The organism is Desulfosporosinus sp. FKA (assembly GCF_002196785.1).
Taxonomy (GTDB): Bacteria; Bacillota; Desulfitobacteriia; order Desulfitobacteriales; family Desulfitobacteriaceae; genus Desulfosporosinus; species Desulfosporosinus acididurans.
In genome coordinates this window covers 41,423-58,143 of the sequence record NZ_NAHZ01000025.1, presented here as the reverse complement: position 1 = coordinate 58,143, position 16,721 = coordinate 41,423, and the positions used below count along the sequence as shown (strand labels likewise).

At 41.8% G+C, this 16,721-nt stretch carries 14 protein-coding genes and 2 riboswitches; of the genes, 2 read left to right on the top strand and 12 right to left on the bottom strand.

The window, feature by feature from the left end:
• Positions 1–4 precede the first annotated feature (4 nt).
• A complete protein-coding gene (locus tag B5771_RS07570; RefSeq protein ID WP_200903088.1) occupies positions 5–286 on the bottom strand; it encodes a thiamine-binding protein in 282 nt (93 codons plus the stop codon).
• Between the two features lie 167 nt (positions 287–453).
• Positions 454–563, bottom strand: a riboswitch (TPP riboswitch).
• A gap of 234 nt (positions 564–797) precedes the next feature.
• Here B5771_RS07570 and B5771_RS07565 point away from each other — a divergent pair.
• On the top strand, positions 798–2,294 hold the full coding sequence (locus B5771_RS07565) for an IMP dehydrogenase (protein WP_088186983.1): 1,497 nt from the start codon (positions 798–800) through the stop codon (positions 2,292–2,294).
• Between the two features lie 72 nt (positions 2,295–2,366).
• Here the strand turns inward: B5771_RS07565 and B5771_RS07560 are convergent, their stop codons facing one another.
• From B5771_RS07560 to B5771_RS07555, 3 genes are all read right to left on the bottom strand, one after another.
• On the bottom strand, positions 2,367–3,236 hold the full coding sequence (locus B5771_RS07560; RefSeq protein WP_088186982.1) for a DMT family transporter: 870 nt from the start codon (positions 3,234–3,236) through the stop codon (positions 2,367–2,369).
• A gap of 166 nt (positions 3,237–3,402) precedes the next feature.
• Entirely contained in the window at positions 3,403–3,555 is a 153-nt protein-coding gene (locus tag B5771_RS24225; protein ID WP_172408188.1) for a hypothetical protein, read from the bottom strand.
• Positions 3,556–3,717: 162 nt separating this feature from the next.
• The gene (locus tag B5771_RS07555; RefSeq protein WP_088186981.1) at positions 3,718–5,082 is read right to left on the bottom strand and encodes a citrate/2-methylcitrate synthase; all 1,365 of its coding nucleotides are present in this window, start codon (positions 5,080–5,082) and stop codon (positions 3,718–3,720) included.
• 112 nt (positions 5,083–5,194) lie between these two features.
• A riboswitch (cyclic di-AMP (ydaO/yuaA leader) is annotated at positions 5,195–5,341 on the bottom strand.
• 307 nt (positions 5,342–5,648) lie between these two features.
• Between B5771_RS07555 and B5771_RS07550 the strand changes: the two genes are divergently transcribed.
• Positions 5,649–7,460 carry an ATP-binding protein gene (locus B5771_RS07550; protein WP_088186980.1) on the top strand — a complete coding sequence of 604 codons (1,812 nt, stop codon included), beginning with the start codon at positions 5,649–5,651 and terminating at the stop codon, positions 7,458–7,460.
• Positions 7,461–7,493: 33 nt separating this feature from the next.
• Here the strand turns inward: B5771_RS07550 and B5771_RS07545 are convergent, their stop codons facing one another.
• The 8 genes from B5771_RS07545 to B5771_RS07510 form a co-directional block, all read right to left on the bottom strand.
• The gene (locus B5771_RS07545) at positions 7,494–7,670 is read right to left on the bottom strand and encodes a rubredoxin (RefSeq protein WP_088186979.1); all 177 of its coding nucleotides are present in this window, start codon (positions 7,668–7,670) and stop codon (positions 7,494–7,496) included.
• Positions 7,671–8,001: 331 nt separating this feature from the next.
• A complete protein-coding gene (locus B5771_RS07540) occupies positions 8,002–9,270 on the bottom strand; it encodes a double-cubane-cluster-containing anaerobic reductase (protein WP_088186978.1) in 1,269 nt (422 codons plus the stop codon).
• A 254-nt stretch (positions 9,271–9,524) separates the two neighbouring features.
• Positions 9,525–10,907 carry a DNA repair protein RadA gene (radA, locus tag B5771_RS07535; RefSeq protein ID WP_172408187.1) on the bottom strand — a complete coding sequence of 461 codons (1,383 nt, stop codon included), beginning with the start codon at positions 10,905–10,907 and terminating at the stop codon, positions 9,525–9,527.
• 362 nt (positions 10,908–11,269) lie between these two features.
• The gene (locus B5771_RS07530; protein WP_242966800.1) at positions 11,270–11,854 is read right to left on the bottom strand and encodes a DUF6789 family protein; all 585 of its coding nucleotides are present in this window, start codon (positions 11,852–11,854) and stop codon (positions 11,270–11,272) included.
• A 292-nt stretch (positions 11,855–12,146) separates the two neighbouring features.
• Entirely contained in the window at positions 12,147–14,588 is a 2,442-nt protein-coding gene (locus B5771_RS07525) for an ATP-dependent Clp protease ATP-binding subunit (RefSeq protein ID WP_088186975.1), read from the bottom strand.
• A 79-nt stretch (positions 14,589–14,667) separates the two neighbouring features.
• A complete protein-coding gene (locus tag B5771_RS07520) occupies positions 14,668–15,708 on the bottom strand; it encodes a protein arginine kinase (protein ID WP_088186974.1) in 1,041 nt (346 codons plus the stop codon).
• Entirely contained in the window at positions 15,698–16,213 is a 516-nt protein-coding gene (locus B5771_RS07515) for a UvrB/UvrC motif-containing protein (protein ID WP_088186973.1), read from the bottom strand. Before B5771_RS07515 ends, B5771_RS07520 begins: the two co-directional genes overlap by 11 nt.
• 13 nt (positions 16,214–16,226) lie before the next feature.
• Positions 16,227–16,697, bottom strand: coding sequence for a CtsR family transcriptional regulator (locus B5771_RS07510; RefSeq protein ID WP_088187189.1), 471 nt, complete (start codon positions 16,695–16,697; stop codon positions 16,227–16,229).
• Positions 16,698–16,721 lie beyond the last annotated feature (24 nt).

The following is a 16,721-nucleotide window of genomic DNA, read 5'->3' as shown; positions in this document are numbered from 1 at the left end:
TTCCTTACTTCTCCCGGTATTTTTTAATCTTTTCTTCGATGGTCGTTTTACCAGGATTATAGTCCATCTTAATATACGTCATAACCCGCCCCGCCCCGGCTTTTATACAAGCGTCCTGTGCCTTTCGTATAATCGCCCACAGTTCATCGGGTTCCCCCTCCATGGTAGTTTCCATCGGCCCAACCTCATAGGTCACACCACTGGCAGCCACAACAGCGATTGCTTCATCGACAACTTCAAAAAGCCGATCGTCTTCAACTTTTGGCAACACCTGAAATGCCATCATAATTTTAGCCACTCCAGACCACTCCTTTTAATTAGTATCATTTAGCAATCAGACTAAAACCTTCCCAGTACAGATTTCTTTTGGCATATCAACTAAGATACTTCCCATCCGAAAATTCTGCCCATTTTCTGGTGAAAATACGAAAACCGCACATGACATGCGCGGTTTACTTCTTCTCAACACATTTCCTCCGCTGGCATTATCCAGATCAGGTTCGGTCGGCAGTAACTCTAACCACCCTCTCAGCCTAATTTCTTAAGCTCCCGTTATATTCAGTTTATGCCTTTCTTCTAAAGTAGCACACATGGGGGTATTGTGCAAGCCTATTTAGTGACATACTCCCACCACCTACGCTCTTCAAACACTTTTAACATTTGCTCAACCATCCTCACATCTTAAGATGGTAAAATAGATCATATCTTCAAGGGTTTTAGCATTGACAAGACCTAACTCTTCATATAGACTAGTAAAAATTCTTCGATTGAAACCTTTAGAACAGGGAGTGTTTAAATTGGCTTATTATTATGAGGATGCGTCAAGAACGTTTAGCGAATATTTGCTCGTTCCAAATTTGACAAGGACAGATTGTGTTCCCAGTAATGTAAATCTCAAAACACCTTTGGTTAAATTTAAGCGCGGCGAAAAATCCCCGCTGCAGTTAAATATACCCTTTGTATCTGCAATCATGCAATCGGTCTCTAACGATAGTTTAGCCATTGCCTTAGCAAGATGCGGGGGGCTTTCCTTTATTTATTGTTCACAGTCGATAGAGGAAGAAGTCGAAATGATTAAGAAAGTCAAACGATTTAAAGCCGGTTTTGTGGTTAGTGATGCCAACCTTACACCTGAACATACACTGAAAGATGTTATCCAGCTTAAGAAGAAGACGGGCCATTCGACCATTGCCATTACTGAAGACGGCACTTCCTCGACAAGATTAATGGGACTCGTGACAACTCGGGACTATCGGATTAGCCGGGATGTTCTGGATAAGAAAGTTTCTGAGTTTATGACGCCGTTATCGAAACTAATCGTAGGTCAAGAGGGAATTAGTCTCAGTGAGGCAAATGATATTATATGGGAACACAAACTCAACAACCTGCCTATTATTGATAAAAATCAAAACCTGCTCTATTTTGTATTCCGAAAAGATTACGACGATCATAAAGAAAATCCTTATGAATTACTGGATTCGGAAAAACGCTTTGTCGTTGGAGCCGGAATTAATACCAGAGATTATGAAGAGAGGGTCCCCGAATTAGTGAAAGCCGGCGCCGACATTCTGTGTGTTGATTCCTCCGACGGGTTTAGCGAGTGGCAGGGGAGAACCATTTCCTATATTAAGAATAAATATCAGGGAAGCGTCAAGGTTGGCGGTGGCAATGTTGTTGATCGTGAGGGTTTCATGTATTTAGTAAACTCCGGAGCTGACTTCGTTAAAATTGGAATCGGCGGAGGCTCTATTTGCATTACCCGAGAACAAAAAGGCATCGGGAGAGGCCAAGCCACTGCAGTTATTGAAGTCGCCAAAGCACGTGATGACTATTATAAAGAAACAGGGATCTATGTCCCCCTATGTTCTGACGGCGGAATTGTTCACGATTATCATATTGTCTTAGCACTGGCCATGGGCGCAGACTTTGTGATGATGGGAAGATATTTTGCTCGTTTTGATGAAAGCCCTACCAAGAAGGTCAAACTCGGCAACAATTATGTCAAAGAATATTGGGGCGAAGGCTCTAATCGAGCCCGCAATTGGGAAAGGTATGACTTAGGAGAAGGGGATAAACTCCACTTTGAAGAGGGAGTTGACAGTTATGTTCCTTATGCGGGCAGATTACAAGATAATTTAGAGGGAACTTTAAGCAAAATCAAATCAACAATGTGCAGCTGCGGAGCAATCAGCATTGAGGAATTACAGCGAACAGCCCGTATGTCGTTAGTTTCCTCCACAAGTATTATTGAAGGCGGCGCCCATGATGTAATCCTAAAAGAGAACAATTATTAATGCTTCTTTTCTTGGAGAAAACTCAAAAGATCACTAAAACAAAAGACCAGGTTCAAGTCCTGGTCTTTTGTTTTAGCTTTGCGACCTTATTTCCAACCTCTCACTTAAAAAGGTAGAACCTAGGATCAAAACACCACCCATGATTTGCATAGGACTCATTTTTTCTCCCAGAAAGACAGCCGAGATGATCACTGCCGTGATGGGGTCAATATAGCTTAATGCGGCGATAGTCTGTCCTTTTAATTCTTTGATCGCTGTGAAATATAAGAAGTAAGCAATCCCTGTATGAAGAATACCTAGAATAAGGATGAAAACCATTGAGCGTAAGGTTAACCCAGAAAAGTCTACTGTATCACCCAAAACAATATAGGGCAGGAGCACCAAGCTTGATACCATCAATTGCACAAGGGTAGTCTCAAACCCTGTTAGGTTTTTAATAAATTTATTCATGATGATGACACCCGCATAGAGTACTGCTGCTGAAAGGCCATATGCTATACCGAGAAAATGATTACTACCACTGCCTGTATCGCCGCCTCCCAGGTTGATTAGAAACAATCCGGCCATGGCAATAATAATGCATCCGACCTTAGTGAATGTTAATCGTTCCTTAAGGAGAAAGGGAGCCATTATCATGACAAATATCGGAGCAAAATAATAACTTAAAGTTGCATTGGATATGGTCGTGTATTTATAGGCTTGAAACAAGAAAATCCAATTACATCCGATGGCGGCACCTGATAAGACTAAAAGTAACCCATTTTGTTTAATCGCCTTAAAGGATGGCCTTTGTTTAACAAGAATACTTGTCAAAATCAAAAAGGCGCTGCCAATAATTCCTCTAAGAAAGGCGATCTCACTGGAAGGCAAAGCAATATTGCGGACAAAGACCCCGATACTGCCGAATATCAACATGGTTGTCAGAATTTTTAATTTTCCCATCAACGTTCCACCCCTGTCTGATCTCTTTATGTCAAGCTGCTGAATCTATACTATTCTCTCTTTTTCAGCGGATACCTTTTTATCCAGTTTTTAAGACCCTCACTTCTATAAGTGGTGGGTGTTGATCCTTCGTTAACTTCAGGTGGGGTAGAGTCCTCCTTCGCCGCTAAGTATTCCTATTGAGAGAGGCGGCTCGGCAATAATGTCCACCGGACATTATTGTATCTGAAGCCCCGATGTTCAGCTTTAGCGTAAGCGAGTTCACTCCCGTTTTATCCAATCGTAAAACTCCCACCCCTACAAGTGGAGCGTTTCCCATACCTTGCCTCTCTTTTACTTACTCTCAAAGACTTCTCCTAGACTAAAAAACCTTTACACATAAAAAAGGCACCGGTGATTACACCGCTGCCAAAGCTCTTGCCTTAAGCTTAATGCTCATTTAGTCCTGAATAATGAGAATGACTTCTATAATTTAGAAGGACTAATTTCTTTCAATCAAATCCAGATACTTTTGTCGTCGCGCCACACTTTTATAAGCCGGACGGATAATTTTTCCGGCATTAACAATTTCCTCAATACGATGGGCACTCCAGCCTGCGATTCGAGCAATAGCAAACATGGGTGTATACATTTCAACAGGGATATTAAGCATTTTATAAACGAATCCGGAGTAAAAATCGATATTGGCACTGACTGTTTTATACATCCTATTAAACTTAGCGATTACTTGAGGAGCTAACCTTTCTACCGATGCGTAGAGTTTAAATTCATCATCCAGTCCCTTTTCCTGAGCTAGTTTGGCTGCATAATCCTTAAGAATAACGGCTCTCGGATCTGAAATGGAGTAAACAGCGTGGCCTATCCCATAGATCAAGCCAGACCGGTCAAAGGCATCTTTTGTCAAAATCCGAGTTAGATATTGCTCAATTTCTTCATCATCATTCCAATCCTTGAGCTGATTCTTCATATCTTCAAACATTTTAATTACTTTAATATTAGCTCCGCCATGCCGCGGCCCTTTAAGAGCACCTATAGCTGCCGACATCGCCGAATAAGTATCTGTGCCGGTAGAAGTTACGACATGAGTAACAAAGGTCGAATTATTTCCCCCGCCATGTTCAGCATGCAGCACCAAAGCGAGATCCAGGAGCGCAGCTTCAAGTTTGGTGTACTTACTGTCCGGTCTCAGCATTGTCAGAATGTTCTCGGCTGTGCTTAACTCCGGACGCGGGCTGTGAATAAAGAGACTTTGATTGCTGTAGTAATGGGATAAAGCGTGATAAGCATACACCGCTAAGGATGGAAAACAGGCTATCAGCAGCAAGCATTGTTTTAAAACATTGCTGATGGAAGGATCGTCAGGGTTATCGTCAAAAGAATATAAGGCAAGGACACTTCTGGCAAGAGCATTCATAATGTCTTTGCTGGAGGACTTCAAAATAAAATCGCGGGCAAAATCTTCTGGCAGCTTCTGATAACCAGCCAAAATTTGTTTGAAATCCTCTAGACCTTTCTGATCAGGGAGATGGCCAAAAAGCAATAAAAAGGCAGTCTCTTCGAAGCCGAATCGGCCATCTCGTGTGAATCCATTGACCAAATCGGAAATATCATAGCCACGATAAAGTAATCGGCCTGGAACTTGGATAATTTCACCTTCGTCCAGGATATAGGAGTGTACTTCACCAATTTCTGTCAGACCGACAAGGACACCTCTACCGTCAAGATCCCTGAGCCCCCGTTTGACTTGGTATCTGCTGTATAATTCAGGATTTATCAAACTGTTCTTTTCGGCAGTCTTGCTCAAAGTGACAAGCGTTTTCCCTTCGGTTAGTTCGTAATTCAGCATCATTTAGCCTCCCTCAAATAAAATAAAATAAAACCCCAGACACAATGTCTGGGGTCAGCTAAGTCGAAAAAGTAAAAGAATAATCAGGCGGGGCAATAAGAGCCTAGCCTATCGTTCTTCCCTTTCAACGCTTACGAAGTTAGCTGACGGATTCGGGTCGAAAGTAACCCTACCTCCCACAGGAAAAAATTCCTGTGGAGGATTCACCCCAGATAAATGGTTCCCCCGCTTCTAAAAAAGAATTAAGCGATTTAGGATATTTAGATGATCTTTAATGATCATCGTTTTAACCATGTTGCGAAATACATTTATTGGAATATATTATATCACATTTATAGATTATAATCAATTATATAAAATAGAGCTGTATTGATACTAACCTCCGGCCCTGGGGATATCTCAAGCAATAATATATACAATAATTTATACTTAGTATATATTATTGTATATATTAAGTAATTGTTATTAAAAAGGGATTAAGGCTAATTTGTGGAACTACTATTCATCCAGCTTTAGCTGAACGAATTCACTGATTAGTACGTATTAGAGTTATAAGGGCATTAGATATGATAGATGCAGAAAAGGAGTTAGCTTTGGATACAAATATTCCAGAGGTTTCCTTAAAGGAACTTCTTAAGCTAAAAAAGGTCTTCTTAAATTTCAATTATGTCTTTATCATTAATTCCTTAGATGGACGGACCCAGTACAGCAATCCAGTTTTGCCAATACTTCTTGGAATTACCCAAAAAACCATAAAAGATCTAACAGCGGCAGAGATCATCCGGAAATATGTTCATCCTGATGACCAAAAGTCTTCAATCCAAGCAATCACAGAAGCGATGAAGGGAAAGAGAATTCATGGTTTAACGAATCGCTACTGTCTTTCTAACGGAACCTATCAGCAATTTTCCTGGATGCTGATCCCCATTCCTACGGAGGAAGTTTTTTATGCGATTGCTTGCCCGACTGCTGACGGAATAATTCCTGACAATAAGGCTGCTGATAAACCGGATATCAGAATCCACAGCATCTTTCACAATATATCCGATTACTTTTATGTTCTCGATAATTCCTGGAAGTTTGTTTATGTCAACGGTTCAGCTGCCCAACTTTTCTTATCGTCAAAAAAAGAAAAAATTCTGGGGAAATATTACTGGGATATATTCCCAGAATCAGATGATCTGTACTTCCTAAAATTTACAGAGGCTAAACTTACCCAAAAACATATCTATTTTGAGGCTTTCTCAGTACTTTCATGCGGCTGGGTTAGAGTTAACGTTTACCCTTCTCCGGAAGGTCTCTCTGTCTACTTTCGAGATATTTCCGATCAGAAGTGCTTGGAGAAATCCCTGGCAGATGAGCAAAAACGTCTGCACGCTATTTTAGCTGGGCTTCCCGGTTTAGTTTATCTACGTACCTCTGAAGGAAACGTTGTTTTTGCTAATCATAAGTTTAAGGAGATTCAGGGCGAACCTGGTAATAAAAAATGTTTTGAACTCCTTTTTAATAGAAATCGTCCTTGTAAGGACTGTAATATGGAGTCGGAAACCCAAACCTCCAGCCCCCTACAATGGCAGTGCATTATCAAAGATGTTATTTACGAAGTATATCAGCTTCCTTTTGAGGATTTTGACGGAACTCAGTTATTTCTAATGCAGCTCCTGGATATTACCAAACGCAAACTTGCTGAAGAAGAAATAGGCCGTTTAGATCGATTGAACCTCGTTGGTGAGCTGGCAACAAGTATTGCCCATGAAGTAAGAAATCCCATGACAACCGTTCGCGGCTTTTTGCAACTCTTAAAAAGCAAAAACATTTCTCAGGAAAACGCTGAGTATTTTGACCTTATGATCAGCGAGTTAGATCGGGCTAACGGCATTCTTAATGAATTTTTATCTGTTGCTAAAATTAATGCCAAATTACGGACACCAGTCAAACTCAATAACTTAGTGGATTCTTTATACCCCTTAATTATGGCTGATGCAACCAATCAAAATAAACTTGTCGTCCTTGAGGCTGAGAATGTCCCTGAACTCATGTTGGATGAACGCGAAATGAGACAACTCGTCCTTAATCTCACAAGGAATGGCCTTGAAGCAATGAGCCCTAAGGGAACTCTAAATTTAAGGACCTATCAAACCAAAGATAGTATTGTTCTGGAGGTAGAAGACCAAGGCTCTGGCATCAGTCAGGAGATTCTGGAACGTTTGGGTACTCCTTTTCAAACAACGAAAAAAGGCGGAACGGGGATTGGCCTGTCTACGTGTTTCAATATTGCCGAAAGACATAATGCTAAAATTGAGGTGATAACTTCTCCTTCCGGCACGAAATTTATTGTGCGTTTTAAGGATCCCAACCTAAAGGAAATACCCTCTTAGTGATGAGAAAAATAAGAGCTCTAGTCTTAAACTTTACACAGGTTTGAATGCTTTCTTACTGGCTCCGCATAATGGACATCTCCAGGTATCCGGCAGTTCCTCAAAGGGCACACCGGCAGGTACTTTACCCTTTTTACAACCCTTTTCCGGATTATAGATGTACCCACAACTTTGCATTTGACATTGCCACATTTTGTTCTCTTCGCTCATCTTAACTCCCCCTTTTATCTTTATTTTACCATCAAATTATAATAATTTAAATATAATAGCAAAGCCTTATAAGTATTATTTTAAACCTTATTTGAAACTAAAAATATCTCCATTCAAGGACTAAGGGGCTGTGCAAATTGAATCTGCAACAGCCCCTATTGCTATAATCATTCTTATAAGTTGTAGCCTTTAAATCACCAGTCCAAGGGGATAAACCACTTAGTGTCTTATAGCCTACCTATGCCCGCGAAGCTTAAGCAAGCAATGCTGTGCCTAACGCAGCGGACAACTAACTTTGTATTCACTGAGCCGAAATCCAAGTCGGCTTGCCTCATACACGAATCATCTCAAGTAAAGCTTCTATCCGAGTTAACAGCTGACCTTGGTCTTCTTCAGAAAAATCGCTTTCCAGCCGCAGATATGGAATATGTTTTTTCTCCATTTCTTTGCCCACGAAATAACTTTCCACACCATAGGGCTGACAGAATTGAAGCGAAAAATCGATTACAGCATCCGCTTTTAAGTTTTCAGCCATGTGCACAATATCTTCGAATCGTCCTTGATTCGGGGTAAAGCAAGCGCAATTCACTTTTAAAGGCCGCTTGGCAATATTAGTAAGCATATCCCCGACGTTATCGGCACATTCAGTAATATCCTTATAATAACGTTCTCCGGTACAGGTTTCCTCCCCAACAACAACAGCCCCTGCCTGTTCAATTAAAGCATGAAGTTTCCATGCCGGTAAGGGCTGGGGAGTCCCCGTTACTAATATCCTCGGGGCATCGGCAGGTGCGGCACCAATGCCCTCTTTGACCCGCTGATCAAGTTCATCGCACAAGGTATTTACTTGTGCAGCAAAACGTACAGGATCATCAAAGAATGAGAGCTGATTAATTAAGAGGACATCCAAGCCGTGAATCGGTGCCGGGGTATGTTTTCTTAAGTCAGCCAATCTTTGCAGGGCAAGGCGTTTATTGTTAATCGTCTCAATTCCCTGAGCAAGATTCTCAGCAGTTAATTTCACCTTTGTTTCGCGTTCAATAAATGAGGCAAATTCCCGCACTTCTTCTTCCCAAAGGGAAACATCTTTGGTTTCCTTCTTTTGCGGCAGTTCCATGACGTATGTAGGGATATACTTGTTAAGAATTTCCCAGGCCTTCTTCTTTCCATCACAAGTCGTTTCCCCAATGACCCAATCAGAAACTTGGAAATAGGGGCATATACGGTCTAATTTGAAACCCATTGTTGATTTAATCAAAGGACATAGATTACGGGGCAGAACCTTTTCCCCCGAAGGAACAGTATAATGAGCCCCGGCACAGAGGCCAATGCTGGCACTCCCCGTCGCCACAATAATTTCCTCCGGCACATATACGCAAAAGGTTGAAAACACCTTCCCACCGGCTTGCTTCTTAGCATAAAGTTCATGAACACGAATTCCATGAACATCACCAACCACTGTATCAAAATATCCCATCCCTTTGGGGCGATTAGGCCGATCTAAAAATAAACTCGTAAAAACTGTGGGTATCGGTGCCAAAAAATCATCGTGTTTCTCTAAATCCATATCCAATGCTGTCCATAATTCTCGGTTATCCATTAATCTTTTCTCCTCCTCAATCTCCCTGATTAAATCCAGATATGTTCGATGGTATCTGAGTTGACAAAATAGGTAAACGACATTGCAGCCTTCTTCAGTCATAACTTTTTGCTTATTATATATTATCACTAAACATTCATGACTAGAAGAGTAGTTTTAAATATTAAAAGCCGGAGCGCATCAAAAATGTGTTCCGGCTTTTCTTTAGTGACAGAGCTGCCTATTTCTTATAGTTTTTGTAACAGTCAGGCATATTATCTCTCAGCCTTCATGCCTAAATGTTTTATGACTTCATATAAAGTGTTAAGCTCAATTATATCAAGATTCTTAAACCGGGAAGAATCGCGTACGGTATTTCTCGCCACGTAGACACGCCGGAATCCCATTCGGTCTATTTCTCGTATCCTCGCTTCAATAGCCGGAACTTTCTTTAGTTCTCCAGTCAGCCCAACGTCAGCTACGAACACTGTGTCATTAGGAATTGCTTTATCCATAACTGAAGAAACGATACACATAATAATTGCTAAATTAACCGCCTGTTCTTTGAGTTGAAGACCCCCTGTTGTTTTTATCACAACATTTTTATCGTAGAGGCTGATCTTTCCGCGTTGTTCCAGAATAGAAATAAGAGTATTGAGTTGGTCACGCCTTAAGCATTCAGCAATTCTGGAGGGATAGGGGGTAAAGGATTTTGAAACAAGACTTTCAACTTCCACGATAATTGGGCGTGTTCCTTCCTTTATAACGGCTAAAGCGCTTCCTGAAACCGTTTGGCCCTCTTCCCTCTGGGTCATGAAGAATTCTGAAGGATTATCGATGGATAACATTCCCTTTTCTGTCATAGAGAAAAAACCGATTTCTCCCGTACTCCCAAACCTGTTCTTCGAACACCAGGCTCCTCGTAATTCTTCCCCATTTTCCCCATTCAAGATCAAAACAGCATCAACTAGGTGCTCTAACGCTCGTAACCCGGCAATTTCATCATCCTTCGTCATCTGGCCAACCATAATCACTGCTCTGGGGCGTTCATTGTTTTTGGCAACTTTTAAAAGTTCATTGGCGCAACCCATAGTTTGAATGGGAGAACCAGGACGTGAATGGTGTTCTTCCAGCGTAAAGGTTTGGATACTGTCGATAATAACTAAATCCGGATCCAATTCATTGACTGTAAGAAGCACATGATCCATACTTGTATTAGAATATATCCAAATATCACCATTTATTCCTTTTAAAATTCGATCGGCTCTATTTTTAATTTGCGTATCGCTTTCTTCTGCCGATGCATAAAGCACCTTATATCCTTGAGATGCCACATCATCAGCTACTTGTAACAGCAAGGTTGACTTCCCGGCTCCCGGTCTTGCTGTGAGTATAATAATCGAGTCTTTGACGATGCCACCGCCTAGAACTCGGTTAAATTCAAGAATGCTGGTAACTATTCTGTCACTATTAGCAGATGAAACTTCTGATAACCTCTTGACAGAACCCGTCTGTTTTACTGTCGGACTCTGAGAAGATATTGGTTGATTAATAAGTTCTTCAAAGGTGTTCCATTCTTCACAGGTTGGACATTTTCCCATCCATTTTGGACTCTCACTGCCACAGTTTGAACAGCGATAAATGATCTTAACTTTCATATCAAACCCCATTTCATAATCCCTTAGGATGCTTACTAGTACCTCAGGGATATCACTGTTTCTATAATACTATCTATGGATTTTATGTCTCTCAGTTTTATCTTACTCTTATTATAATGCTTTACGAGAAAGAAAATAGTATCAGCTTAGAAAAGAGAGTGAACTCATTCAGCTAGAGCTGAACATCGAAAGCACTAGCCCACAACAAATTCTATCGCGCTGAATAATGGACTCTGCCACGATATTCATTATGCAACGGCCCCTCTTACGATTGAATCAAAAAAACAGGTAAGCTCTGTTGGCGCATTACAGATCTTACCCGGGGTTATTCAATAGACTTCAATAATTCGTTTTAAAGTTAATCAATGTAAATAGGTCTGTTTTTGATCCGTACTCAGACCATTTTCGATCAAGTATTGATAATCACCCTTCGTGTCAAACGTTGTTGGATTTATACGTTCGCGTTTTTCAAAAACACTTGAATCAGCCATCATTAACATAGCCTTAGCAGAAGTTATTCCGTAAATCAAATTATTGAACATCGCCGAATACTGAGACTTTGTTAGGTGGGTCTTTTTATATAAGCCTACTTTTTGACCACCCGTATATAAAACACCCCAGGTTATGATAGATGATACTAGCCCTTTGGCCACATAATGGTCTTTACCTGTCTTCTTTAAAATGTACATTAATGGAAGGCCAAAAATTGAACCTGTTGCCAAATGTAAAATTTGCCCTAGAATGAAATTCTTTTTCTGCTTCGTTCTGGTTGGACTTACAAACATCTGACCTGCCATTGTTGCATAACGACCTTCCGTTTTTCCGGCCCGATAGATTACTTCATTTGATATATCCATAAAGATAGTCCCAACCAGACCTCCCAATAATCCTGTCAAAATGGAATCTTGAGTTTTGCCCAGTCTATTGAATAAACTTATTGCTTTCATGAGCACTGATACCACCTCCTTATTAATTTTTAGTATGTTCACTTTTTTAATAATCATTTAGTAATAATCTGGTGTATTTAGATGCTGTTTTACATTTTCTCATGTTTTAAACATTAATTACTATTGAAGGGCCATTTATTCAGTTCTTAAGGCCCCTGCTTCTATAAATGGGGGTTGTTTTCCGGCTGATGTTTAAAAAACGAGGTTGTAATCAAAGTTACAACCCCGTTTCTCAAAATTCATTATTCCTTAATATCTGCCATTTAATACTTTTGCAGAAGTCCGCTATCAATTAGCAGTGCGAGAAGACTATTTTATCCTCATCTGCTCGTGCACAAATTTTGTCTCCAACTTTAAACTCACCTTGAAGGATCTTCTCAGACAATGCATCCTCAATTAAGCGTTGAATTGCCCTGCGTAAGGGTCGAGCTCCAAAGGTCGGATCATTGCCATCTTTGGCAATTAGCTCAATGGCACTTGGATCGATCTGAAGCTCCAGGCCAAACTCCTTCAGACGTTTATTCATCTGCAGAGTAAGAATTTCCGTAATTTTCGCCAGATGCTCTTTCTTCAGAGAATGGAAGACCACCAGTTCATCGATACGATTCAGGAACTCAGGACGGAAAGTACGTTTTAATTCTTCCATAACCTGACCACGCATATTTTTATATTCCGTTTTCTCATCCTTCTGAGCGGCAAAACCCATGGCTTCCTTACGCAAAAAAGATGAACCAACATTGGATGTCATGATGATGACTGTATTGCGGAAATCAACAGTTCTCCCTTTCGTATCCGTCAAACGCCCATCCTCAAGAACTTGAAGCAAAATATTGAACACCTCGGGATGTGCTTTTTCAATTTCATCTAACAAGACAACGCTGTAAGGCTTTCTTCTGACCGCTTCTGTAAGTTGTCCGCCTTCGTCATGCCCCACATAGCCGGGAGGAGCTCCCACTAAACGGGAAACAGCATGTTTCTCCATATATTCCGACATGTCAATGCGAATTAACGCTTTTTCATCCCCGAACATAGCTTCAGCTAGAGAACGACCAAGCTCTGTTTTTCCGACGCCTGTAGGTCCCAGGAAAATAAAGGAGCCAATTGGGCGTTTAGGGTCCTTTAAACCTGCCCGCGCCCGTCGAACTGCTCGTGCGACAGCAGTTACTGCATCGTCTTGTCCGATAACTCTCTGGTGAAGAATTTCCTCAAGGTTCAGAAGCCGTTCACTTTCCTCTTGAGCCAATTTTTTGACAGGGATTCCGGTCCAGCTGGCTACAATCTGCGCAATATCATCCTCTGTAACCGTTGAGTTTTCTTTCTGGCGCTTGCTTTCCCATTCTTCCCGTTGTTTGGCAAGCTCTTCCTTCAGTTTGTGTTCCCGATCCCTTAATTGAGCGGCCTTTTCGAATTCCTGACTCGTAACAGCAGACTCTTTTTCCTTCTTCAGTCGTTCAATTTCCTCTTCAAGCGTTTTTAAATCCGGGGGGGCGATATAACTGGTGAGCCTAACTTTTGACGCAGCCTCATCCATTAAGTCAATAGCCTTATCCGGCAAGAAACGATCTGATACGTAGCGATCAGACAGCCGTACTGCACTTTCAATGGCTTCATCGGTAATTTTTACCCTATGGTGGGCTTCATAACGATCTCGTAAGCCGCGCAGGATTAAGATTGCTTCCTCTACCGTGGGTTCACTGACCGTGATAGGTTGGAAACGGCGTTCCAAGGCTGAGTCCTTCTCAATATATTTACGATACTCTTCTAAAGTCGTGGCACCTATACACTGCAATTCTCCACGAGCTAGGGCCGGTTTTAAAATATTGGCCGCGTCAATGGCTCCCTCAGCTGCACCTGCTCCAATAAGAGTGTGCAATTCATCAATAAAGAGAATAATATTCCCGTCTGCCCGGATTTCTTCCATAACTTTTTTCAAACGTTCTTCAAATTCTCCTCTATACTTGCTGCCTGCAACCATAGCCGAAAGATCCAGCGTTATTACCCGCTTGCCGCTAAGAATCTCAGGTACTCGATTGTTGATAATTCCTTGTGCTAAACCTTCAGCAATCGCCGTCTTTCCTACCCCAGGCTCGCCAATTAACGCCGGATTGTTTTTTGTTCGTCGGCTTAAGACTTGGATTACTCGTTCTATTTCTTGCTCTCGGCCGATAACAGGATCCAGTCTGCCTTCACGGGCTTGCTGCGTTAGATCCCGCCCAAATTCATTTAAGGAAGGAGTATTGGCAGGCCCAGCATTTTTGCCGACTGGAACCGAGTTGGAAGGCGGAACAGCAGATTCATCTAATTCTCCGCCCAACAATTTAACCACTTGTTTCCAAACTCTTTCCGGATTAACATTTAGATTAGCCAAAATTCGAGCGGCAATTCCCTCTCCTTCCATGATAAGACCTAAAAGAAGGTGTTCTGTACCAATATAATTGACGTCTTGGCGATGAGCTTCCTCATTGGCCAACTCTAAGACTTTTTTTACCCGCGGTGTCAGTTCTACAGCTCCCACGTTGGGTTGACCTACACCTGTGACTTCTTCAACCATTTTCCGAATTTTTTCAAGATCCAGGCCCAAATTTTTCAAGGCTTGGGCAGCAATTCCCTCCCCTTCTTGAATAAGCCCCAGCAAAATATGTTCAGTGCCTACAACCTTGTGTCCCATGCGTTTAGCTTCGCTCTGGGCTATCATTAAAACCTTTTCTGCACGTTCTGTATAGCGTCCTTTCATTGCGTTCATCCTTTCCGTTAACATTTAAGAAGTAATTCTATTTAGTGTTTGTTTTCTCGCTTCCTGTTACATGCCTCGATCATGTTGTCTGTTCTCGAATCAAACAGGCTCTTTCACCATCTCGCTGGCTGGGATCCAATTCCCGATCAAGAATGTATTGCAAACATCCCGGACGGGTATTGACAAGCAGCGTTGCAAAACTCTCTTTGTTCTTAGGTAATATTCCCATATCTGTTCCCAAACGATCTTGGGATAATAACTGCATCGCATCCTCAGAAGTTAGTAGACGGGCATTTTTCAGAATTCCCCGGGCCCGCCAGACTTTATCCTCTAAGAATAAGGGCATCTGTCTGCGAAGATATTCACGGGCCTGAAGTTCATGTTCTAGAATTTGTCCGGTCACTGCTTCTAAATGGGTGAGAATATCCTCTTCGCTTTTTCCTAGGGTAATCTGATTAGAGACTTGGAATATCTGCCCATAAGCTTGAGATCCTTCCCCATACAATCCTCGGATAGCTAAGCCTAAATTCGTCAAAGCTCCCAAAACTTGCTGTACCTGTTTAGTCATTACTAAACCGGGCAAATGAACCATAACCGAAGCTCTTAGACCCGTTCCCACATTGGTCGGGCAGGCTGTGAGATATCCCTGGTTTTCCCGATAAGCGAAATCGAGTTTTTCCTCCAGAGCGTCATCTAAGGCCATTGCTAAACGATTGCACTCCAGCAATTGTCTTCCCGGCAAAAGAACTTGAATTCTTAAATGGTCTTCTTCATTGACCATCACGGCATATTTATGATCCTGAGCCAGAGCTACCCCGCTTGATCCGGAAGATTCCCCCAGACTTGGACTGATTAAATGCTTTTCAATCAACACCTGATGCTCAATGCTGGTCAGATTTGTCAGAGACATATACTGTAAAGAGTCCTGATCCAACTGAATCGTTGTAAGCGCCTGCGCCAAGATCTGTTCCAGCTGACTCGCCCCTTCTATATTTAAAACATGAGGGAAAGGATAGTTCTCAAGGTTACGGGCTAACCGTACACGACTGCTAATCACGACAGGGGAATCCGATTCAGCCATCCAAGCACTAGTTTGCAAAAGAAGTTCTTTACGTGTCATGGTTTTCCCCTCCCTTGAGCTGTTCGATCTCGCGAATTTGATCCCGAACCAAAGCTGCCTCTTCGAAATTTTCCTGCTGAATTAATAGCTGGAGTTTTTCTTTAAGCTTTCGCTCTTCCAAACGGTTTTTGATAGCACTTCCTCGCCTGACAGGAACTTTACCTACATTTTGCCCTCCGCCATGTATCCTGCGAAGCAATGGTTCAAGCTGCGTTTCGAAGGTTTCATAACAAGTGCTGCAGCCAAGCTTACCGGCCTGAGTTATTTTGGAGAAGGATATTCCGCACTTCGGGCAAACTTTCTCCGAAGGTTGTTCAGGTAATTTAGGATTTAAACCAAATAAAGCTTGAAGGAACTCGGGAACAATAACGGGATGGAAAATAAAACTGACTTCCTTAGTTTGTTTTGCACAAACTTCACAAAGATAAACTTCACGGGTCTCCCCATTTTCTGTCTTCATTATCTGTACTTTGGCTTCTCTTTGCTGACAATGTTGACAAAGCATATCAAATCCCCCTTTAAAGCAAATCATCCCTGCTCAACGTCGTTAAAATACTCTTCATTAGTTGAGCACGAAGTACATTCCAATCGGTAAATTCTCCGCTCAAAGCCCCTCCTGAGAGAATTCCTTTAATTAGAGCCGCTTCGCGAACCGTCACCAACTGTTCATCAAGCAATCGATCGACCAGTCCATTGCAACGCACCTGTGTAAGCTGCTCACCTATTAATTGACGCATAATCTGCTGATATTGACCTTCCATGCCTAATCCTAAGCGGACAATTCGCAAATATCCTCCGCCCCCTCGGCGGCTTTCCACTAAATAACCTCGTTCAACGGTAAACCGAGTATCCAATACATAGTTAATCTGAGATGGAACGCAGTCAAATTCTCCCGCCAGCTCGCTACGTTGTAATATAATATACCCATCTGGCGTTTGTTCCAGAATTCTTTTAAGATATTCTTCAATGCGATCCGCAAGATTTCCCATATTTGATGTACTCCTTGTCAAATA

Coding starts and splice junctions, on each gene's coding strand:
- B5771_RS07570 (WP_200903088.1), bottom strand. CDS start 286: ATGATGGCATTTCAGGTGTTGCCAAAAGTTGAAGACGATCGGCTTTTT.
- B5771_RS07560 (WP_088186982.1), bottom strand. CDS start 3,236: ATGGGAAAATTAAAAATTCTGACAACCATGTTGATATTCGGCAGTATC.
- B5771_RS24225 (WP_172408188.1), bottom strand. CDS start 3,555: ATGGGAAACGCTCCACTTGTAGGGGTGGGAGTTTTACGATTGGATAAA.
- B5771_RS07555 (WP_088186981.1), bottom strand. CDS start 5,082: ATGCTGAATTACGAACTAACCGAAGGGAAAACGCTTGTCACTTTGAGC.
- B5771_RS07550 (WP_088186980.1), top strand. CDS start 5,649: ATGATAGATGCAGAAAAGGAGTTAGCTTTGGATACAAATATTCCAGAG.
- B5771_RS07545 (WP_088186979.1), bottom strand. CDS start 7,670: ATGAGCGAAGAGAACAAAATGTGGCAATGTCAAATGCAAAGTTGTGGG.
- B5771_RS07540 (WP_088186978.1), bottom strand. CDS start 9,270: ATGGATAACCGAGAATTATGGACAGCATTGGATATGGATTTAGAGAAA.
- radA (WP_172408187.1), bottom strand. CDS start 10,907: ATGAAAGTTAAGATCATTTATCGCTGTTCAAACTGTGGCAGTGAGAGT.
- B5771_RS07530 (WP_242966800.1), bottom strand. CDS start 11,854: ATGAAAGCAATAAGTTTATTCAATAGACTGGGCAAAACTCAAGATTCC.
- B5771_RS07525 (WP_088186975.1), bottom strand. CDS start 14,588: ATGAAAGGACGCTATACAGAACGTGCAGAAAAGGTTTTAATGATAGCC.
- B5771_RS07520 (WP_088186974.1), bottom strand. CDS start 15,708: ATGACACGTAAAGAACTTCTTTTGCAAACTAGTGCTTGGATGGCTGAA.
- B5771_RS07515 (WP_088186973.1), bottom strand. CDS start 16,213: ATGCTTTGTCAACATTGTCAGCAAAGAGAAGCCAAAGTACAGATAATG.
- B5771_RS07510 (WP_088187189.1), bottom strand. CDS start 16,697: ATGGGAAATCTTGCGGATCGCATTGAAGAATATCTTAAAAGAATTCTG.